The sequence below is a fragment of the Halopenitus persicus genome (assembly GCF_002355635.1).
Lineage (GTDB): Archaea > Halobacteriota > Halobacteria > Halobacteriales > Haloferacaceae > Halopenitus > Halopenitus persicus_A.
This window is the reverse complement of record NZ_AP017558.1, coordinates 1,016,625-1,035,639: the sequence shown is the minus strand read 5'-3', so window position 1 is coordinate 1,035,639 and position 19,015 is coordinate 1,016,625. Positions and strand designations below refer to the sequence as shown.

Sequence of the window (19,015 nt, the reverse complement as noted above, 5' to 3'; positions counted from 1 at the left end):
TCTTCCACAAAGCCCCGGACTACGGAAACGGGTGATACGCTCGGTCGAGGTCGGGCTCGAACCCCATCGTCTCCGGGACCGACCGGGCCCGGTCGCCGAAGAACGGCTCGCCGGTGAAAAGCGGCTGGGCCGCCGGAACGAGGACGCGCGTCGCCTCGAACCCGAGCGCCTCGAGGTCGCGGGTGGTCAGCCGCGTCGCGTACGCCGTCAGGCCGGCCTCCCCGATCCGGTCCAGGACGGCGTCCAGCTCCGCGGTTCCGTCAAGGGTCGGTTCACCCACGGTTCCCGAGTCCACGGAGACGGCCGGATCGAAGAACGCCCGCGTCTCGTCCGGGAACGAGGCGTGATGGCCGATCGCCCCGCCCTGCTCGGCGGCCGCGTCGGGGCCCATCGACCGGAGCTCCATCCAGTTTTGAAGCGCCTCGGAGACGGCCGACCGGGCCGCCGCGAGGGGATCGAGGTCGGCGGCCGACCCGGCGGCGAACCGCGGCCAGTCGCCCTCGCGGTGGACGCCCGCGGCGACGACCGGGACGTCGACGTCCGTCGTCACGAGCAGGGTCTCGATCGTCAGATCCTCCGCGCGGGCTCGCTTGCGGAGCTCGACCAGTGCCGTCGCGTCGTCGGTCGGTCCCTCGGTTTCGACTGCGTCGTCGGTTGGTCCTTCGGATCCGGCTGCGTCGTCGCCCGACCGTGACCCCTCGCCCCGTCCACCGCGATCATCGTCGACCCAGTTCGTGAGGCCCTCCACGGACAGCTCGAGGGGATCGAACGTCGAGTACCACGCGGTCATCGTCGCGTCGCGTTCGATCGTCTCGTAGAGCCCGGACAGCAGCGCGTCCACCCCGGAGGATCCGAGGCCGAGGCCGGTGGTGATGGCGGGGCGGAATCGGTCCGAAGGCGGCGGGAAGCGCACGAACTCCGCGGGGAGGTGCACGCGCTCGTCGGCGTCCAGGCGGGTGCCGGGCACCCACGGGATCGGGTCCGTCGGGTCGAGGGCGACCGGGTCCGGCGTGACGAAGTCGGCAGGCCGAACCGGGTTCTCGACCCCGCTCGCGGGCGCCCGTTCGTGGTCCACTGACCGATACACGCCGGCCGCGTACCGCTCGAGCCCCTCGCCGAGCGCCTTCATGAAGGCGGCGTCCCAGTCGACGTCGACGCCGGCCGCGAACTCCGCCGCCCGCGCGTCGCTGAAGCCGCGGGTGTCGGCCGTCCCCGCGATGTAGTACGGCACCGGGAACGATTCGCGTTCCCCGACCTCCGCGATCGGGCCAACCCGGTCGTCGACCGCGCGCTCCGCGCGGTCGAGCGTCTCGCCGAGCGCCGACTCGCGGTGCGTTCGTGGAACTGCGGTCGAGCGGGAGTCGGCGGTGGCCGTCTCCTCGGCACACCCACAGCCCGGGGCGGGAAGCAGGGTTCGCTCCGGGCCGGGGATCTCGACGACGGCGTCGCCGGGGCCATCGGACCCCTCGGACAGGAAGGCGATCGTGCGTCGGCCGGCCACCGCACCGGCGTACCGGACCGCCGACCGGACGCCGGTGGGCCGATCCGCCGTCTCGGGATCGCCCGCGGCGACGCGTGCGCGGAGGCAGTCGTAACACGTCGCGTCCAGCACCGTCACCGCGGCGTCGATCCCCTCGATCGGATGGCCGCCGACCCCGCCGACCTCGACCGCGGTCCAGGCGTCGAGCGCCTCGCTGGCGGCGGCGAAGGCCGGATCGCCGGTCGTGGCCGCGACGACGGCGAAGTCGACCCCCGAGAGGAGGTCCGGGTCGGCGTCCATCGGGAGGACGTTCACTTCGACGTCGCCGAGCGCCGCCTCGACCGCCTCGATCGCGGGACCGTCGCCGACGAGACCGATATCCATACCCGGCGTATGGGGACGCTCGAGAAAAACCCACGGTCCGGTTCGGGGCGATGATCGTGGTTCGGGACGACGGCCGACCCGCGGTCGTTCGTCCAAGCCGGGTGGCCGTCGTTCGTCCAAGCCGGGTGGCCGTCGTTCGTCCAAGCCGGGTGGCCGTCGTTCGTCCAAGCCGGGTGGCCGTCGTTCGTCCAAGCCGGGTGGCCGTCGTTCGTCCAAGCCGGGTGGCCGTCGCTTCGGGCCCGCGGTCAGTCGTCCGACCCGAGCGCGGACTCGCCGACCGGATCGTGGCCCTCGATCCGCTCCTGGCCGCCCATGTACGGCCGGAGCGCCTCGGGGACCGTGACCGTCCCGTCGGGGTTCTGGTAGTACTCCAGGATCGCGACGACGATGCGGGGCACGGCGAGGCCGGACCCGTTGAGCGTGTGGAGGTACTCGGCCGACTCGTGGTGCTCCTCGCGATATTTGATGTCCGCACGGCGCGCCTGGAAGTCCTCGAAGTTCGAGACGCTGGAGACCTCAAGCCACCGTCCGCCGCGGTCGGGGCCCTCGGCCATGTCGTCGGCGGGCGCCCACACCTCGATGTCGTATTTCTTCGCCTGCGTGAAGCCGAGGTCGCCGGTACACATCTCGAGGATCCGGTAGGGGAGCTTGAGCCGGCGGAGGACCTCCTCGGCCTCGTCGAGGAGCCCCTCGAACCGCTCGGCGCTCTCCTCGGGGCGGACGAAGTTCACCATCTCGACCTTGTTGAACTGGTGGACCCGGACGATCCCGCGCGTCTCGGTGCCGTGTTCGCCGGCCTCCTGGCGGAAATTCGGCGAGTAGGCCTGGTACTTCAGCGGGAGGTCCTCCGAGAGGAGGATCTCCTCGCGGTGGAGGTTGGTGACGGGGACCTCCGCGGTCGGGAGCAGCCACAGGTCGTCCTCGTCGTATGGCTCCTCGTTCGAGCCCTCGATCCGGTAGGCGTCCTCGGTGAACTTCGGGAACTGGCCGGTTCCCTCCATCGACCGGCTGGCGACCGGCAGCGGCGGGAAGACGTCGCGGTAGCCCTGCTCGCGGTGGACGTCGAGCATGAACTGCACGAGCGCGTGCTCGAGCCGGGCGCCCTCGCCCATCGCGAAGTAGAAGCCGCCGCCGGAGACCTTCGTCGCGCGGTCGAACTCGAGGATCCCGAGCTCCTCGCCGAGGTCGTAATGCGGGGTCACCGTCGCGGGCAGCTCGCGCAGGTCGTCGAACATCTCGCGGCGGCGCTCGACGTTCTCGGACTCGTCGTCGCCGACCGGCACCGACTCGTCCGGGATCTGCGGCAGCTCCAGCAGCGCCGCCTCCAGTTCGGCCTCCAGCTCGTCGGCGCGCTCTTCGATCTCCTGTAGCTCGGTTTTGAGCTCCTGGGAGCGCTCGATCGCTTCCTGGGCCGCCGCCTCGTCGCCGGCCTGTTTCAACTCGCCGATCCGCGAGGAGACCTCGTTGCGCTCGTGACGGAGGTCGTCCCCGTGCGATTTGCGCTCCCGCCACTCCTCGTCGATCTCGAGGATCCGATCGAGGTCGACGTCGACGCCCTTGTTCCGCAGGGCCTCGCGGACCGTCTCCGGGTTCTCCCGGACGAATTGACGCGACAGCATTTGGCAACGCTTTCGCCGGGGCACCCAAAACCGTATCGGAGCCACGCCGCAGGTGACGCTCGCGCCCGGCGGTGGGACGCTGCGCCGGTGGGACGCTGCGCCGGTGGGACGCTGCGCCGGTGGGACGCTGCGCCGGTGGGACGCTGCGCCGGACACGAACCATCCCCCGCCCGACGCGACCGCGCACCCCCGCGTTTTTATCGGGTGGCGGCGAACCTTTCGGTGAGATGGAGGTCACGCTGCTCGGCACCGGCGACACCACCGGGACGCCGACCGTCGGCTGCGACTGTGACACCTGTACGGCCGCCCGCGACCGGGGGATCTCCCGCTCCCGGTTCTCCGTCCACGTTCGCCACGAGGGAACCGACGAGTCGCTGCTGGTCGACTTCAGCCCCGACTTCCGCCAGCAGTTCCTCGACAACGACGTCCCGCTGCCGGACGCCGGGCTCGTCACGCACATCCACTTCGACCACCTCGACGGGCTGGGGAACGCCTACCGCGTCTTCGACGCGCTCACCGTCCACGCTCCCGACGAGGTCGACCCCGTCACCGACGAGAGCGTCGCCGACACCGTCCGCCGGAAGTACGATTACCTCGAGGACCGGATCGGCGTCGCGGCTCACGACCCGTTCGAGCCCTTCGAGACCTGCGGGTTCGAGGTCCGGTTCGTCCCGGTCGACCACCCGCCGCTGGTCTGCTACGGCGTCGCGATCGAGGAGCCCGAAACGGGCGCGAAACTGTCGCTGACCGGCGACTCGAGCTACGACGTCCCCGCGGAGTCGCGGGAGGTTCTCGCCGACCCCGACCTGCTGCTGGCCGACGCCATCGTCCCCGCCTCGCTGTGTGAACACCACCCGATGGGCGGCCGTCACGAGCGCACGGACGGCACGCCGCGCACCTTCGGCACGAAGCACATGACCCGCGAAGGGGCCCTCGATCTGGCCGACGAGTTGAACGCGACCGAGACGCGGCTGGTCCACCTCGCGCACTTCTACCCGGTCGACGAGGCCTTCGAGGAGCCGCTCGCGGTCGACGGCGAACGATACCGGTTGAGCTGAAGCCGGACGTCCCGCAGCCGCAGCCTCGAGGGGTCGTGGCCGACGCTACCCGAACCGGTCGAGTCCCGCCTGCCTGCGCGGCGCGCCGTCGGGCTCCGCGACCCACGCCGAGTTGGCCGCCCGCAGCGTTTCGTGGTCCGTTTCGGGCGGGTCGGCCGGCTCGTGTGCCGCACAGCCCTCCCCGCAGTCGCGACCGGGATCCACCACGCGATCGAACCGATCGCAGTAGGGACCGCCGTCCGCGGTCGTGCTCGCGTGGGCACACCCCGGCGGGTCAGGTCGCCAGCCCTTCCCGTAGGCCCGCTCCGCGATCCGGCGGCGCTTCCGGGCCTTCGCGGCCGGACTCACGACCTCGACGTCGGTTCGAAGGCCCTCCTCGGCGACGACCTCGATGCCCGGCCGCTCGACCGGGAGGACCTCCGGGTCGCGAACGACCTCCCGACCGCCGGTCTCGGGGTCGACGCGCTGCACGCCGACCGCCTCCGGGATCCGGTTTAAATGCGCGCGGGTGACGTGGGAGGCCGTCGCGAGCCACACCCGGTCGAAGAGGCCGAGCTCGACGTCGAACCGGAGCTGCGACCGCAGGTCGCCGGGACGGCCGAGATCCGGATTGTTCTCGATCGCGACGAGCTCGCCCACCCAGTCGTCCGGGTAGCGGGCGGTCGCGCGAACGCGGTCCCGACCGCTGCGCCGCTCCCGTTCGAGGTAGCCGATCTCGACCGCCGTCTCGACCACGCTTCGTGCTCGTTCGGGCGGCAGATCGAACGCGTCGGCGACCGGGACGGCGGTTCCGGGACCGACGTCGGCCTCGAGGGCCGCGTCGGGGATCGACGCCGGAGTTATCGACGCCCGGTCGGCGAACGCCGGTCCGGGCTCGAGGACGCAAACGTCGACGATCCGGGCGCCCGGCCGCGCGACCGCGCCGCCGAGCTGGCGGGCCACGACGCGGTCGGGGTCCTCGAGGGCCGCACACAGCGCCAGCTCGAACCGGAACTCCGAGTCGACCCTGGCGTCCATACCGACCGGCCGGTCCGGATCGACAAAAGCCTGTTCCGCCGCTTGACGACGAGGACGCCAGCCGCGTCGTTCGGCGGTCGACGCTGCGGGTGACTCGCCGCGACCGCGTCGAACCCGAAACCCGTATTCGCGCCCGCGGCCTATCGGCGCGATATGCGCCGCGTCACGCGGAACCTCCTGATCGCGATCGCGATCGTCGCCCTGGCGCTGCTCGCGCTCGGCGCCCTGCCGGGATATCTCGGCACGGGCGACCCCTACCACCTCACCGTCGAGCCGACCGACGCCGACGGCCCCGCGGTCGACGTCTCGACCGCGACCGACCGCCGGTATCCGTATCTGACGAGCGCGCTCGTCGCGGCGGACGCTGGTGACGGCCGGTCGGACGGCTACCAGGAGGGCCCCTTCGGAATCAAGGAGCACTTCACGCACACGCCGTTCGACGAGCAGGATGCCCTCCAGCGGCGAAACCGGGACGCGGTCCGCGAGGACGGGCGCGTCCTGATCGACCACGAAGGCGAACGGTATTACGTCGACGTGACCAGAGTCCCGAGCGAAACCAATGAGTGAGGATCGCTCCGACCGACAGTCGACGGATGCGGGAGAATCCGCCTCATCAGCCGGGACGCCCGCCGACCCGCCGCTCGGGCACGAACCGGCCGCCGATCTCCGCGATCTCCCGGCCTTCTCCGACGGCCGGAGCCACTCGCTGCCCGGCGAGCCGGACTGGCCCGTCGAGTCGGTCGCCGTCGAGTACGAGACGGGCTGGTTGACCGCCGGCTACGACCGGGTCGAGCAGCCCGATGGCACCGCGAAGGACTACTACTGGGCGGAGCTGCCGCCCGCGACCGTCGTGGTCGCGATCGCCGACGACGAGGTCCTGTTCGTCGAACAGTACCGACCCACGATCCGCCAGCAGCAGCTCGAGCTGCCGGCCGGGATCGTCGAGCGCGGCGAGTCCTACGCGGACGCCGCCGCGCGCGAGCTGGCCGAGGAGACCGGCTTCGCGCCCGCCGAGACGACGCTGCTCCAGGAGGTGTGGTGTTCCACCGGCGTGTTGCGCCACCGGCGCGGCTACGTGCTCGCCCGGGGGCTCGAGGCGGTCGAACGGGACCTGGACACGAACGAGTTCCTCGACCCGCGCGCGGTGAGCGTCGACGAGGCGCTCGAAACCGCCCGACGCCCCGGCTGTAACGACGCGACCCTCGAGGGGCTGCTGATCGCGAAAGCTGACGGTTACCTCGACGATCGGTGATCGTCCGTCCGGCCATAGTATTTATAACTGACCGTTCTACCGGAAATGGGCGCCATCGATAGCCTATTAGTCGCCGGCGCTGCAACCCCGACGCGATGACGAACCCGCCCGAGGGATCCGTCCTGTTGTCCGATGACCCGCCGCTCGACCTCCGGCTCTCGGAGGCCGAACTCGAAACGACCCGCGACCGGATCGTCTCGTTCATCGCGGAGACGGTCGAGGCCGCCGGCGCCGAGGGTGCCGTCCTCGGGCTTTCCGGCGGGATCGACTCGACGCTCACCGCCTACCTCGCTGTGACGGCGCTGGGCGCGGACGGGCTCCACGGGATCACGATGCCCGCGACGGTCAACGACCCGGAGACGATGAGCGACGCCGAACGCGTCGCCGAGGAGCTGGGGATCGACTACGACGTCGTCGAGATCGACCCCATCGCCGAGACGATCTTCGATCGCTATCCGGCGGCGGCCGAGGACGCGACCGCGAAGGGAAACGTCTACGTCCGGACCCGGGCCGTGCTCAACTACTTCGTCGCCAACGCCGAGAACCGGATCGTTCTCGGGACCGGCAACCGGTCGGAGGCCGCGACGGGCTATTTCACCAAGTACGGCGACCAGGCGGTCGACTGCAACCCGATCGGCAACCTCTACAAGATGCAGGTGCGCCAGCTGGCCGCCCACGTCGGGGTTCCCCGCGACCTGGTGATGCAGACGCCGACCGCCGGAATGTGGACCGGCCAGACCGACGAATCGGAGATGGGCGTCGATTACGACACCCTGGACGCGATCCTCGCGACCCACGTCCACGGTCCCCTTTCGAAGGACGCCACGGTCCGTGAGCTCGGCGTCGAACCCGAGCAGGTCGAGACGGTCGTCGATCTTCACGCGGCAAGCGCGCACAAACGTCGCCTGCCCCCCGCGCCGGACCGATAACGCTCCGGGTGTTCCCCGTCAGTCCCGACGTGTGGCCGCGTGGATGACCGTCAGTCCCGACGTGTGGCCGCGTGCGTGAACACGAACTCGCGAAGGAGCTTCCCCGCGAGCGCCGCAGTCTGGCCGTCGTCGCGGTCGTTCACCTCGACGACGTCGACGCCGCCGGCGTGTGGCGCGACCGCCCGAACCGCGTCCCGCAGTTCCCGCGGTGAGAGGCCGAACGGCTCCATCGTGCCGGTACCGGGCGCGTATCCGGGGTCGGCGGCGTCGATGTCGACGGAGAGGTAGGCCGAGTCGCCGTCGAGGACGCCGTCCGCTTGCATCGACCGTATCCACTCGCCGACGTCCTCGGGCGGGACGACCGTCACGTCGTCCGCCTCGGCGCGCTCCCACTCGGCGGGCGAGCCGGTGCGGGCGCCGACCACGTACGCGTGGTCGACGGTATCGAGCGCCCGGCGGGTGACGCAGGCGTGGTTCCAGTCGTTCCCGGCGTAGTCGTCCCGGAGGTCGAGGTGGGCGTCGAGCACCACGAGGACGTCGGGATCGACGGCCTCGACGCCGGCGTAGGTGACGGTGTGCTCGCCGCCGATCGTCGCCGGGACGGCGTCGTCGAGGACGACGCTCCGGAGCTCGGCGGCGAGGTGATCGAGGTAGGCGGAAACGTCGTCCCACGGGTGGACGTCGCCGGCGTCGTGGACGCTCAGGTCGGTGAAGCGGCTCGCCGTCCGATGGTCGTAATCGTCGTAGGATTCGGAAAACTGCCGGACGCGATCCGGTCCGAACCGGGTGCCCGGCTGAAAGGTGGTCGTGGCATCGAGGGGAGCGCCGACGACCACGTAGGAGGCAGCCTCGCGATCGGTCGTCGCTCCCGGGAACATCTCGATTATCCGACGATCTTCCGTTGTCCCTCGTACTCGAGGTACTCGATCTCGTCGTCGGAGGCGAGGCTCTCGTCCTCGGGGATGCGCATCGTGAACGTCTCGTAGGTGTCCAGGTCCATCACCTGGGCGTCGTCGCCGGAGACGGAGACGACCTGGCCCTGCTTACGCTCGATGATCGGGACCCAGACCTTCGCGTCGACGGGCTGGGAGAGGGACCGCTTCTTATCGTCGAAGACGCCCTTGCCCTCGATGCGGGCCTTGGCGCTGCCGTGTTTCCCCGGCTTCGCGGTGCTGTAGTGGTTGATCTTGCACGGCGACTCCTCCATCATCACGTAGCTGCCCTCTTGCAGTTCGCGAACCTGCTTTTGCTCACGAGGCATACCTCCGCTTCCCTCGCGGCCGGTATAAACGGTTTGGAACGTGTTCGGCGGGAAGTCGCGTCCCGATCCGGTCGACATCTCGCACCACGCCCGTCGTCACTCTCTGTCGTCGTCACTCCGCGTCGTCGTGGTCGTCGCTCCCGTCGTCCGGCGGAAACTGTCCGGAGATGAGGAAGCTCACGGCGATGAAGACGATGAACCCGGCGCCGACCGCGGCGGTCGTCTGGACGACGAACGGGATGTCGTGATACCAGGCGTACCGGTCGACGACGATGATGGCGAGGATCGCCACCAGGATCGCCTTCTGCTCGTCCGTCGGATCCCGGATCGCCCCTTTGACGTCGGCGGCGAGCTCGTTCACGAGGCCCATTGATGGCCGAACGTTGGCGGGCCGCGTGGAACCGTGTTTCGATCGTCACTCGCGATCGACTGGCTTTGGCGATCCGACGACCGCCGCTAGATCGTGAACAGCTCGCGCGGGAAGTCGGCGAGGGGCTCGGCGCCGGTGGCCGTCACGTGGAACGTCTCCGACAGCTCGACGCCGAAGTCGTCCTCCCAGATGCCCGGGATCATGTGGAACGTCATGTCCTCCTCGAGGACGGTCTCGTCGCCGGGTCGGATGCTGGCGGTGTGCTCGCCCCAGTCCGGCGGGTAGCCGAGCCCCATCGAGTAGCCGATCCGGTCCTCCTTCTCGAGGCCGTACTGGGCGATCGTCTCCCGCCAGGCCTTCTCGACGGCCTCGCAGGTGACGCCGGGCTCGACGGCGTCGAGGGCGGCCTCGATCCCCTCGATGACGACCTCGGCCGTCTCCCGCACTTCCGCGGGCGGGTCGCCGACGTAGGCGGTCCGCGCCAGCGGCGAGTGGTACCGGTGCCGGCAGCCCGACAGCTCGATGAGCACGAGCTCGTCGTCGCTGAACGGCCGGTCGGTCCAGGTGAGATGGGGCGTGCCGGTGTGGTCGCCGGAGGGCATCAGCGGCACGATCGAGGGGTAGTCGCCGCCGTATTCGTCCGTTCCGCGGATCAGGCGCTCGTAGATCGCCGCGGCGGCCTCGTACTCGGGGACGCCGGCATCGATCGCGTCCAGGCCGGCCAGCATCGCCTCCTCCGAGATGCGGGCGGCCTCGCGCATGTATTCGAGCTCCTGCTCGGACTTCTTAATGCGGATCCACCCGACCAGCAGCGTGGCGTCCTCGAAGTCGGCGTCGGGGAGGTTCGACTGTAGCCGCGTGTACGACTTCGCGGTGAAGTAGGAGGCGTCCATCTCCAGGCCGATCCGGCCGTCCGCGACCCCGAGGTCCTCCAGGACGCCCGCGACGTAGTCCATCGGATGAAGGTCGTACGGCGAGTGGACGTGGTCGTCGCTGTACGCCCGGATGCTCTCCTCGGAGAGCCACGTGGTCGCGCGGGCGCCGTTGCCGTCCATGTCCCGGCCGACCCACACCGGCTCGTCGCGCTCCCGGGTGACGATCACGGCCTGATGAACGTAGAAGGACCAGCCGTCGTAGCCGGCGAGGTAGTTCATGTTCGCCGGGTCGGCGACCACGATCGCGTCGAGCCCTTCCTCGCGCAGGCGTTCCCTCGTGCGTTCGACGCGCCGTTCGTACTCCGATTCGGTGAAGAGGTTTCGTGACATGACAACGAGTCTCTACTGAAGGGTCGGCGCAACGAAGTAAAAATTTTTCGTGTATGTCGGGAACGGATTCCGTATACGAAGCTGTAGCCTCGGTTACGCGACGTCGATCAGACCGCGGGCGGCTCGACCGGCTCGTCCGCGGCGTCGCGCCAGGGCCGGGTCGGTTCCCAGCCGAGCAGCCGCTCCGCCTTGGCCGTCGAGTAGGCCGACGCGTCCCCCTCGACCGAGCAGTCCTCGGGCAGCCGGCCGTAGTGATCCCGCATCAGGTCCCGAAGCGGTTCCCCCAGCGCGTTGTCGGGGCCGACGCAGTTGAACGCCTCGTGGCCCTCGATCGCGGTTTCGACGTCGGTTGCCCCGTCATCACCCGCCGGCGCGGTGACGCCCGCGAGCGCGGCGACGACGAGGTCGGCCACGTCCCGGACGTCCACGTACGACCAGTAGTTGCCGGCGCCGGCGGACCGGTCCGTGACGTAGTCCGGATCCCGGCAGGGGTACGATCCCGGCTCCTGGATCCAGGAGGGCCGGATCGAGGCGATCGAGACGCCGTCGCGGCGCGCGACCGTCTCGGCGATCTCCTCGCCCACGACCTTCGAGAGCCCGTAGGGGTCCTCCGGACGCAGCGCGTGGTTCTCCGTGATCGGGAGCTCGTCCGGAACCGGCGTCTCGGCGGCGAAGAAGAAGCCGTAGGCGCCGTCCGAGGACGCCTGGACGACGTCCGCGCCGACGCGTCCGGCGGCCGTGAGCACGTTGTGGGCCGCCAGCGTGTTGTTCCGGTAGAGGTCGACGCCGGGATGGGTTCCGGCGACCGGGATCGCGGCCCAATGCACCACCGCGTCGGGGTCGATCGCGGTGATCGCGTCGAAGGTCCCGCCCGCGTCCGTGAGGTCGAGCGCCCGGTACTCCACGTCCGGATGGCCGCCGTTCGCCGGGAGCTCGCGGTCCAGACACGTGACGTCGTGGTCGGCCGTGAGCGCGTCGACGATCCAGCGACCGGAGGTCCCGCGGCCGCCGGTGACGATGACGTTCATTTCGGGACTCTCGTTGACGTTCATGCCGGCACTCTCGCGGCCGGCGTCCAAAACGTGACGGGATCGATCGGTCGTCCACCGGGTTCGGCCGGCGACGATCGCTTGCGGCGCTCGGGGACGACGGTCAGTATCCCTGCGCGTTGCCGTCCTTTCGCGGGTCGGTCGCCCCCGAGAGCACGCCGTCGTCGTTCCGGACGAGCTGTGCCCCGCCGAACTCGCTCGCGGTGAGGGTTCGAACCCGGTGGCCCCGCCGGACGAGTCCGGCGGCGAGCTCGTCGTCGAACTGCGGTTCGAGCGCGAGTTCCCCCGACTCCCGGTATCGCCAGCGCGGCTCGTCGAGCGCGCGCTGGATCGGCATTCCGTAGTCGACGACGTTCGTGATCACCTGGAGGTGGCCCTGGGGCTGCATGTAGCCACCCATCACGCCGAAAGCCGCCCAGTCGGCATCGCCGAGCCGCGCGATCCCCGGAATGAGGGTGTGGAAGGGGCGCTTCTCCGGCTCGAGCGCGTTCGGGTGGTCGGGGTCGAGCGAGAACGAGGCGCCGCGGTTCTGCAGGGCGATCCCCGTCTCGCCGGCCACGAGCCCCGATCCGAAGCCAGCGAACCGGGAGTTGATGTAGGAGACGACGTTCCCCTCGTCGTCTGCGACGGTCAACAGGACGGTGTCGGCGTCCTCCGCGTTCGCGTTCGGGACCCCGAAGGAGACGTCGTGATTCGCACGCGGGCCGACCTCCTGGGCGCGCCGTCGGGCCCACTCCGTCGATCCGAGCGGCGGGTGGTCCTCGTAGTCGGGATCGGTGATGTACCGATGGCCGTCGTGGAACGCGACCTTCATCGCCTCCGCGAGCCGGTGGACCCGGTCGACCGAGCCGTACGCGCACTCGCCGGCGTCGAGCTCGGCGGCGACGTTCAGCGCCTCGAGCGCGATGAGCCCCTGGTTGTTCGGCGGCAGTTCGTGGACCGTCGCCCCGTTGTAGGTCGTCGAAACAGGGTCGGGCCACTCGACCGAGAAGTCGGCGAGGTCCTCGACGGTCAGGAACCCGCCCTGCTCCTGCACCGCGGTCGCGATCGCCTCGGCGATCCCGCCCTCGTAGACGACGTCGGCGCCGTCCTCGGCGACCCGGCGGAGCGACTCGCCGAGCTTCGGCAGCGTGACGAACTGGCCGGCCTTCGGGGCGGCGTCCCCGAAGAGGAACGCAGCGCGCGCGTGGTCGGTCTCGAAGACCTCCTCGCCGTGTTCCCACTGGGAGGCGACGACCTCGGAGACGGGGAACCCCTCGGTCGCGTAGCGGATCGCGGGCTGGAGCAGCTCGTCGAGCGGCTTGCGACCCAGCTCCCGCGCGGTCGCCTCCCAGCCCCGGGCGGTTCCGGGGACGGTCACCGTGTGTGGACCCCGAAACGGCATCCCGTCGGCGTCGGGGCCGAGTCGGTCGCGGACCGCCTCGATCGTCGCGTCGGCCGGCGCGCCGCCGCAGGCGCGCATCGCGCCCACCTCGTCGTCGGCGGTGCGGTAGAGCGCGAAGACGTCGCCGCCGAGGCCGGTCGAGGTCGGCTCGACCACGTTCAGCGCCGCCGCGGTCGCGACGGCCGCGTCGAAGGCGTTGCCTCCGTCGCGGAGGGTCTCGATGCCGGCCTGCGCGGCCAGCGGCTGGCTCGTGGCGACCACGCCACGCTGCCCGTACACCGTCGAGCGTCGGGACGTGAACCGGTCCAGGTTCGGATCCATAGTCGACGCTCGATTCCGCCGCCCATATATCCACCCCTCGTCTAGCATCGTCGATGACGACCGGTCCCGCTCCGCCGATCGGCGCCGCCCGCGTGCCGCCGGGAGCCGACGCCGTCCTCGTCCGCGTCGGCGCCATCGGCACCAAGAGCGAGCGCGTCCGGTACGAGATGCAGTCGCAGCTCGGCCGGAACCTGCGCGCGCTCCTCGCCGACCGCGGGATCGACGCGTCGGTTCGACACCGCCGAAACCGGCCGATTCTGGAGCCGACGGGGTCCGGGGCCGGTTCCGACGCGGCGTCGTCGCCGGACGACCATCCGGATCCGGGGACCGTCGCCGCCGCCGTCGACGCCGCGACCGACGCGCCGGGCGTGGTCTCCGCGAGCCCGGCGGTGACCGTCGCTCCCACGGCGACGGCGGTCACGGACGCGCTGGCGACCGTCGCGGCCGACCGGTTCGACGGCGGAAGCTTCGCGGTCCGGGTCAACCGCGTCGGCGACCATCCGTTCACGAGCGAGGACCTCGAGCGCGAGGGGGGCAGCGCGGTCTTCGAGGCGGTCACGGACCGGGACCCGACCGTGGACCTGGAGGACCCGGACGTGACGTTCCGCGCCGACGTCGCCGACGAGGAGGCGTTCGTCTTCGTCGAGAAGCATCCGGGGCCGGGCGGGCTCCCGCTGGGGAGCCAGCGGCCCCTGATCGCCCTGCTTTCGGGCGGGATCGACTCGCCGGTGGCCGCCTTCGAGGTGATGCGGCGCGGCGCGCCGGTCACGCCGGTCTATCTCGACCTGGGCGATTTCGGCGGTCCGGACCACCGCGCCCGGGCCGAGGAGGCGGCTCGAACCCTGGCGGAGTACGCCCCGAACCATCTCGACGCGATCCACGTCGTCGACGCCGGCGATGTCTGTCGGCGGCTCGCAGGGACGCTCGAGCAGGGTCGGATGCTCGTCTTCCGCCGGTTCATGTACCGGGTCGCCGCGGATATCTCGGCGGACCGCGGCGCCACCGGAGTCGTCACGGGGGAGGTGATCGGCCAGAAGTCGAGCCAGACCACACAGAACCTCTCCGTGCTCGACTCCGTCACCGACTTTCCGATCCACCGGCCGCTGCTCACGCTCGACAAGCCGACGATCGTCGAGCGGGCCGAGCGGATCGGCACCCGCGACACCGCCGACATCACGGTCGGCTGCGACCGGTTCGCGCCCGACCGGGTCGAGACGCGGGCCGGCCGCGAGCAGATCGCCGACATCGAACCCGACTGGCTGCGCGACGCCGCCCGCGAGGCGGCCGACGGAGCCGAGCGCGTCCCGTTGTAGCACGGCGTGAGGGGTCGATCCTTCGAACGTCCACGACGCTCTATATAAAAACACCGTCGCTTCCGGTCGACGGGGAATCCCCCGCGTCCACTTTACATCTCCCCACACTCGATGCGAGTGGGCAGTCCTGATATGGCGGCCGATTCGGCCGTCTCCGAAACCCACCTGCCCGCTGCGTGAACACGCGTCCCGCTCGTCCCCGGGACGTCGTTGTCCCATCGTCTGAAGTCGCCCGTTACGCGAGACGTTCCTGACACCGATCATTTAAAAATGACTGGTAGTTCCCCCGAGTTAACTCATATCACTGCGCGATCAGTGTCGGATCCGCCATCCGTAAAATGCGTCTCCCGGAACTAACGCGTCGTATAAACGGTCAATGATGCGTCTACGTACGGTTTATGGATCGTATGTGTATCCAACAACCATTTATAACTCACGTCGTCGTTAGTGAAACCTCTCAAATGTGTGCTATTTACGCCCTCTTCGCAAGTATCTGAATTAGTATATTTCGTAGACGTGTATAGAATTCATCATTTATATACCGGGGAAATTTCGGCTTCGACGACGCTCGCCGTTGCTCGGTATGACAATCTTAATGAGTCCGTTCGGCAAGCTATGACTGATGAACGTTACCGTACTCGGAGCCGGCACGATGGGACACGGTATCGCACAGGTGACCGCGATGGCGGGCCACGACGTCACGATCCGCGACATCGAGACGGGGATCCTCGATGACGGGGTCGACGCGATCGAGAAGAACCTGCAGGGCGGCGTCGAGCGCGACAAGCTGACGCAGGCCGAGGCGGACGCGGCCCTCGACCGTATCGACACGACGACCGACCTCGCGGACGCGGTCGCGGACGCGTCGTTCGTGATCGAGGCCGTCCCCGAGGACCTCGACCTCAAACGCGACACCTTCGCGGACGTGGAGGAACACGTCGCCGACGACGCGATCATCGCCAGCAACACCTCCTCGCTGTCGATGACGGCGATCGCCGACGCCCTGGAGCGCCCCGAGCGCGCGGTCGGGCTCCACTTCTTCAATCCCGTCCACATTATGGGGCTCGTGGAGATCATCGTCGCCGAACAGACGAGCGAGGGGACGCTCGCCGCGGCGACCGATCTCGTCGAGGAGATCGACAAGGAGCCGGTGACGGTCACCGATACCGCGGGGTTCGCCTCCTCACGACTCGGGGTCGCGCTCGGCGTCGAGGCGATCCGGATGCTCGAGGAGGGCGTCGCCTCCGCCGAGGACATCGACCAGGCGATGGAGCTCGGCTACAACCACCCGATGGGCCCCCTCGAGCTGACCGACGTGGTCGGACTCGACGTCCGCCTCGACATCCTCGAGTACCTCCGCGAGGAGCTCGGCGAACGGTTCAAGCCGCCACAGACCCTCAAACGCAAGGTCCGCGCGGGCAAGCTCGGGAAGAAGTCCGGCGAGGGCTTCTACGTCTGGGAGGACGGCGAGGTCGTCGGCGTCAGCGGGGACGACGACCGATGACTGGAAACGACGCCGACGCGGACGCGTCCGCCGCGGATGCGACCGCCGCGACCGACGATGCCGATGTCATCGAAGCCGCAGCCGACTGTGACACCGTCGACGTGGCGGTCGACGACCTCGCCGAGGGTGTCGCGACGATCACGATCTCGCGACCGGACGCGCGGAACGCGCTCGATGCGACGGTCCGCGAGGAGTTCTCGAGCGTCCTCGCGGCGGTCGACGACGACGATTCGGTCCGGGTCGTCGTGGTGACCGGCGACCCCGAGGGGAAGGCGTTCGTCGCGGGCGCGGACGTGGGCGAGTTCCGCGACCGGGACGCGATCGACCAGCGCGAGGTCAGCGAGCGCCCCCGGATCTACGAGCGCGTCGCGGAGCTCTCGAAGCCCGTGATCGCCCGGATCAACGGCCACGCGCTGGGCGGTGGCTGCGAGCTCGCGCAGGCGTGTGACGTTCGGATCGCCTCCACGCGCGCGAAGCTCGGCCAGCCCGAGATCAACCTGGGTATCATCCCCGGCGGCGGCGGCACGCAGCGGCTCCCCCGGATCGTCGGCACCGGGCAGGCATTGCGGTTGATCCTCTCCGGCGAGCTGATCGACGCCGCGGAGGCGGCCGAGATCGGCCTCGTCGACGAGGTGTACGAGCCCGACGAGCTCGACGAGCGAGTCGCCGAGCTGGCGGGAATGATGGCCGACAAGAGCCTCGTGGCGCTCGAGTTCGCCAAGGACGCGGTCCGGGCGAGCGGGCAACTCGGGCTCGAGGACGGCATCGAATACGAGGCCGAGCTGTTCAGCCAGCTGTTCGCCACCGCCGACAAGGACGAGGGGATCGCGGCGTTCTTCGAGGACCGCGACCCCGAGTGGAACGACGCCTAACCGGGGACGCTGAGGCGGTCACACCCCGGTGAACTCCGGGCAGTCACTCCCCGGTGAACTCCGGGCAGTCACTCCCCGGTGAACTCCGGATCCCGATCCTCACGGAACGCCGCGACGCCCTCCTCGTGGTCCGCCGTCTTCAACAGCGTGCTCTGGGCGAGCGACTCGACGAACCCGGCGGTCCGGGTGTCAGTGTCGCGCGCCGTGTTGACCGCCCGCTTGGCCAGCCCGAGCGCCTGCGGCGGCCCCTCAAGCAGGTCCTCGGCGTAGGCCGCGGCGGCGGCGGCGGGGTCGTCCTCCACGCGTTCGACCAGGCCGACGTCGGCCGCCTCCGCGCCGTCGATCAGCTCGCCGGAGAAGATCAGGTCCTTGGCGACGCCGGGACCGACGAGCTGGACGAAGCGGGAGCAGCCGCCGAGCCCGGGGATGAGGCCGATGTTGTGTTCCGGGAACCCGAGCGTCGCGTCGGGGGCGACGATCCGGACGTCGCACGCGAGCGCGAGCTCGAGGCCGCCGCCGACGCAGGTGCCCTCGATCGCGGCGATCACGGGCTTTTCGATCGTCTCGAGCCCGTCGAAGACGCGGCCGAGGACGCGGGAGTTGCGCCGGAACTCGGCGGTGGTCCACTCCTGAGCCTCCTCGAAGAGCCCGACGTCGGCACCCACCGAGAACACCTTCGGGGTGCCCGCGAAGACGACGACGCGGACCCGGTCCTCCCGGAGGACGTCGAGCGCGTCGGCCAGTTCGTGGCGCATCGGCTGGCTGATCGCGTTCACCGGGTCGTTTGCCAGTCTGACGGTCGCGATTCCGTCCTCGGAAACGGTGACATCGAGCGTGTCGAAGGTCGGCGTCTGGTCGGTCATCGATAGGTGGTCGCTCGACGGACGTCGACTTGTATCGATCGATCCTGCGCGCCGGCGCGTACGGGGTAGCCGTTGCGTGCGCAGGCAACCGGCTCGAGCCAACGCGGTTCAGTCCCCAACGCGGTTCAGTCCCACTCGGGGTCGCGGCCCTCGAGGAACGCGTCGAGCCCCTCGTCGAAGGTGTCGGTCCCGCTCATCCGCTTGATCGCGGTGCGTTCCTGCTCGAGATGCTGGCTCAGCCGACCCTCGTAGGAGGCGTCGACGAGCGTCTTCGTCTCGGCGTGAACGTCGGTCGGGCCGGCCGCGAGCTCGCGCGCGCGGTCGGTGACGGTCTCGAGGAACGCCTCGGCCGAGCCGCCGTAGGCCGCGTTCGCGAAGCCGAGGTCGACCGCCTCCGCTGCGTCGATCGGTTCGGGATCGAACAGCAGCTCGCGGGCCTTGTACGGGCCGACCGTCTTGACGAGGAAGAAGGAGATGGCGTTGTCCGGCGTCAGGCCGATCCGAGCGAAGGCGGTGTCCAGCGTCGCCGACTCGTGGAGGTAGTTGAGGTCCGACGCGAGCATGAAGCCGAGCCCGCCGCCGGCCGCGACCCCGGTCACGGCGGAGATCACCGGTCCGGGAAACTCCCGAACGGCGCGGATGTACCGGCTCGAGGCCGCCGCGATGGTGTCGATCGTGACCGGCCGCATCTCCGCCGGCGCCTCGCGGATGAACTCCAGGTCCGCGCCCGCGGAGAACTCACCCTCGCCGTACACTACCAGGCAGTCGACCTCGTCGGCCAGCGCCTCGACCGCCGCGGCCATCGCCTCGAGCTTGGGCGGCCGGAACACGTTCAGCCGGCGGTCGCCTCGCTCCATCACCAGCCTGGCGACGCGACCGCGGCGGTCCCCGTCGCGCTCCGTGTTCCGGCCGCTCCTGCCGTCACGCCCGGCGAGGCGCTCGATGCGGACTTCCTCGTGCACGCGCTCGGTATCGAACTCGGCCATCATCGCCGTCGTCCGCATCCCCGGGATCGACCGACGGGGACCGGCGGTTCGACTCCACTCGACGCGCTCGGCGGTCGCGATACGACGT

General features: G+C 70.0%; 18 protein-coding genes. 7 read left to right on the top strand and 11 right to left on the bottom strand.

Annotation, left to right across the window (positions count from 1 at the left end; genetic code table 11):
- Nucleotides 1–19 precede the first annotated feature (19 nt).
- Nucleotides 20–1,864, bottom strand: a complete 1,845-nt coding sequence (locus tag CPZ00_RS04980; protein WP_096389905.1) for a YcaO-like family protein — start codon at nucleotides 1,862–1,864, stop codon at nucleotides 20–22.
- A gap of 245 nt (nucleotides 1,865–2,109) precedes the next feature.
- Complete coding sequence (gene serS / locus CPZ00_RS04975; protein WP_096389904.1) at nucleotides 2,110–3,483, bottom strand: serine--tRNA ligase; 1,374 nt, start codon at nucleotides 3,481–3,483, stop codon at nucleotides 2,110–2,112.
- Nucleotides 3,484–3,710: 227 nt separating this feature from the next.
- Between serS and CPZ00_RS04970 the strand changes: the two genes are divergently transcribed.
- Entirely contained in the window at nucleotides 3,711–4,541 is an 831-nt protein-coding gene (locus CPZ00_RS04970; RefSeq protein WP_096389903.1) for an MBL fold metallo-hydrolase, read from the top strand.
- A 45-nt stretch (nucleotides 4,542–4,586) separates the two neighbouring features.
- Here the strand turns inward: CPZ00_RS04970 and CPZ00_RS04965 are convergent, their stop codons facing one another.
- Entirely contained in the window at nucleotides 4,587–5,558 is a 972-nt protein-coding gene (locus tag CPZ00_RS04965) for a DUF5787 family protein (RefSeq protein ID WP_096389902.1), read from the bottom strand.
- A 153-nt stretch (nucleotides 5,559–5,711) separates the two neighbouring features.
- Between CPZ00_RS04965 and CPZ00_RS04960 the strand changes: the two genes are divergently transcribed.
- The 3 genes from CPZ00_RS04960 to CPZ00_RS04950 all read left to right on the top strand — a co-directional run bounded on the left by CPZ00_RS04960 (nucleotide 5,712) and on the right by CPZ00_RS04950 (nucleotide 7,739).
- Nucleotides 5,712–6,125, top strand: coding sequence for a hypothetical protein (locus CPZ00_RS04960; RefSeq protein WP_096389901.1), 414 nt, complete (start codon nucleotides 5,712–5,714; stop codon nucleotides 6,123–6,125).
- A complete protein-coding gene (locus CPZ00_RS04955; protein ID WP_096389900.1) occupies nucleotides 6,118–6,810 on the top strand; it encodes an NUDIX hydrolase in 693 nt (230 codons plus the stop codon). The genes CPZ00_RS04960 and CPZ00_RS04955 overlap by 8 nt, the downstream gene beginning before the upstream one ends.
- Before the next feature lie 95 nt (nucleotides 6,811–6,905).
- Entirely contained in the window at nucleotides 6,906–7,739 is an 834-nt protein-coding gene (locus tag CPZ00_RS04950) for an NAD+ synthase (RefSeq protein ID WP_096389899.1), read from the top strand.
- Between the two features lie 50 nt (nucleotides 7,740–7,789).
- Here the strand turns inward: CPZ00_RS04950 and speB are convergent, their stop codons facing one another.
- From speB to ggt, 6 genes are all read right to left on the bottom strand, one after another.
- Nucleotides 7,790–8,617, bottom strand: coding sequence for an agmatinase (gene speB / locus CPZ00_RS04945; protein ID WP_096389898.1), 828 nt, complete (start codon nucleotides 8,615–8,617; stop codon nucleotides 7,790–7,792).
- A 5-nt stretch (nucleotides 8,618–8,622) separates the two neighbouring features.
- Entirely contained in the window at nucleotides 8,623–9,000 is a 378-nt protein-coding gene (locus CPZ00_RS04940; RefSeq protein ID WP_096391604.1) for a translation initiation factor IF-5A, read from the bottom strand.
- Between the two features lie 112 nt (nucleotides 9,001–9,112).
- A complete protein-coding gene (locus CPZ00_RS04935; RefSeq protein WP_096389897.1) occupies nucleotides 9,113–9,370 on the bottom strand; it encodes a hypothetical protein in 258 nt (85 codons plus the stop codon).
- Between the two features lie 86 nt (nucleotides 9,371–9,456).
- Nucleotides 9,457–10,635: a M24 family metallopeptidase gene (locus CPZ00_RS04930; protein ID WP_096389896.1), complete on the bottom strand. Its 1,179-nt coding sequence runs from the start codon at nucleotides 10,633–10,635 to the stop codon at nucleotides 9,457–9,459.
- 107 nt (nucleotides 10,636–10,742) lie between these two features.
- Entirely contained in the window at nucleotides 10,743–11,663 is a 921-nt protein-coding gene (locus CPZ00_RS04925; protein ID WP_096391603.1) for an NAD-dependent epimerase/dehydratase family protein, read from the bottom strand.
- Between the two features lie 124 nt (nucleotides 11,664–11,787).
- A complete protein-coding gene (gene ggt, locus CPZ00_RS04920) occupies nucleotides 11,788–13,389 on the bottom strand; it encodes a gamma-glutamyltransferase (protein ID WP_096389895.1) in 1,602 nt (533 codons plus the stop codon).
- A gap of 53 nt (nucleotides 13,390–13,442) precedes the next feature.
- Here ggt and CPZ00_RS04915 point away from each other — a divergent pair, with 53 nt between their 5' ends.
- The 3 genes from CPZ00_RS04915 (at nucleotide 13,443) to CPZ00_RS04905 (ending at nucleotide 17,078) form a co-directional block, all read left to right on the top strand.
- Nucleotides 13,443–14,702, top strand: a complete 1,260-nt coding sequence (locus tag CPZ00_RS04915; protein ID WP_096389894.1) for a tRNA sulfurtransferase — start codon at nucleotides 13,443–13,445, stop codon at nucleotides 14,700–14,702.
- A 622-nt stretch (nucleotides 14,703–15,324) separates the two neighbouring features.
- On the top strand, nucleotides 15,325–16,206 hold the full coding sequence (locus CPZ00_RS04910; RefSeq protein ID WP_096389893.1) for a 3-hydroxyacyl-CoA dehydrogenase family protein: 882 nt from the start codon (nucleotides 15,325–15,327) through the stop codon (nucleotides 16,204–16,206).
- Nucleotides 16,203–17,078, top strand: a complete 876-nt coding sequence (locus tag CPZ00_RS04905) for an enoyl-CoA hydratase/isomerase family protein (RefSeq protein WP_096389892.1) — start codon at nucleotides 16,203–16,205, stop codon at nucleotides 17,076–17,078. Before CPZ00_RS04910 ends, CPZ00_RS04905 begins: the two co-directional genes overlap by 4 nt.
- A gap of 68 nt (nucleotides 17,079–17,146) precedes the next feature.
- On the opposite strand, the gene CPZ00_RS04900 is transcribed toward CPZ00_RS04905, so the two are convergent.
- Nucleotides 17,147–17,941, bottom strand: a complete 795-nt coding sequence (locus tag CPZ00_RS04900) for an enoyl-CoA hydratase/isomerase family protein (RefSeq protein ID WP_096389891.1) — start codon at nucleotides 17,939–17,941, stop codon at nucleotides 17,147–17,149.
- A 125-nt stretch (nucleotides 17,942–18,066) separates the two neighbouring features.
- Nucleotides 18,067–18,927 (bottom strand): enoyl-CoA hydratase/isomerase family protein, encoded by an 861-nt coding sequence (locus CPZ00_RS04895; protein ID WP_199243394.1) that lies wholly within the window; start codon nucleotides 18,925–18,927, stop codon nucleotides 18,067–18,069.
- Between the last annotated feature and the right edge of the window lie 88 nt (nucleotides 18,928–19,015).

What these genes read in the sequence shown, in the direction of transcription:
- CPZ00_RS04980 (WP_096389905.1), bottom strand. Translation starts at nt 1,864, where the DNA reads ATGGATATCGGTCTCGTCGGCGACGGTCCCGCGATCGAGGCGGTCGAG.
- serS (WP_096389904.1), bottom strand. Translation starts at nt 3,483, where the DNA reads ATGCTGTCGCGTCAATTCGTCCGGGAGAACCCGGAGACGGTCCGCGAG.
- CPZ00_RS04970 (WP_096389903.1), top strand. Translation starts at nt 3,711, where the DNA reads ATGGAGGTCACGCTGCTCGGCACCGGCGACACCACCGGGACGCCGACC.
- CPZ00_RS04965 (WP_096389902.1), bottom strand. Translation starts at nt 5,558, where the DNA reads ATGGACGCCAGGGTCGACTCGGAGTTCCGGTTCGAGCTGGCGCTGTGT.
- CPZ00_RS04960 (WP_096389901.1), top strand. Translation starts at nt 5,712, where the DNA reads ATGCGCCGCGTCACGCGGAACCTCCTGATCGCGATCGCGATCGTCGCC.
- CPZ00_RS04955 (WP_096389900.1), top strand. Translation starts at nt 6,118, where the DNA reads ATGAGTGAGGATCGCTCCGACCGACAGTCGACGGATGCGGGAGAATCC.
- CPZ00_RS04950 (WP_096389899.1), top strand. Translation starts at nt 6,906, where the DNA reads ATGACGAACCCGCCCGAGGGATCCGTCCTGTTGTCCGATGACCCGCCG.
- speB (WP_096389898.1), bottom strand. Translation starts at nt 8,617, where the DNA reads ATGTTCCCGGGAGCGACGACCGATCGCGAGGCTGCCTCCTACGTGGTC.
- CPZ00_RS04940 (WP_096391604.1), bottom strand. Translation starts at nt 9,000, where the DNA reads ATGCCTCGTGAGCAAAAGCAGGTTCGCGAACTGCAAGAGGGCAGCTAC.
- CPZ00_RS04935 (WP_096389897.1), bottom strand. Translation starts at nt 9,370, where the DNA reads ATGGGCCTCGTGAACGAGCTCGCCGCCGACGTCAAAGGGGCGATCCGG.
- CPZ00_RS04930 (WP_096389896.1), bottom strand. Translation starts at nt 10,635, where the DNA reads ATGTCACGAAACCTCTTCACCGAATCGGAGTACGAACGGCGCGTCGAA.
- CPZ00_RS04925 (WP_096391603.1), bottom strand. Translation starts at nt 11,663, where the DNA reads ATGAACGTCATCGTCACCGGCGGCCGCGGGACCTCCGGTCGCTGGATC.
- ggt (WP_096389895.1), bottom strand. Translation starts at nt 13,389, where the DNA reads ATGGATCCGAACCTGGACCGGTTCACGTCCCGACGCTCGACGGTGTAC.
- CPZ00_RS04915 (WP_096389894.1), top strand. Translation starts at nt 13,443, where the DNA reads ATGACGACCGGTCCCGCTCCGCCGATCGGCGCCGCCCGCGTGCCGCCG.
- CPZ00_RS04910 (WP_096389893.1), top strand. Translation starts at nt 15,325, where the DNA reads ATGAACGTTACCGTACTCGGAGCCGGCACGATGGGACACGGTATCGCA.
- CPZ00_RS04905 (WP_096389892.1), top strand. Translation starts at nt 16,203, where the DNA reads ATGACTGGAAACGACGCCGACGCGGACGCGTCCGCCGCGGATGCGACC.
- CPZ00_RS04900 (WP_096389891.1), bottom strand. Translation starts at nt 17,941, where the DNA reads ATGACCGACCAGACGCCGACCTTCGACACGCTCGATGTCACCGTTTCC.
- CPZ00_RS04895 (WP_199243394.1), bottom strand. Translation starts at nt 18,927, where the DNA reads ATGGCCGAGTTCGATACCGAGCGCGTGCACGAGGAAGTCCGCATCGAG.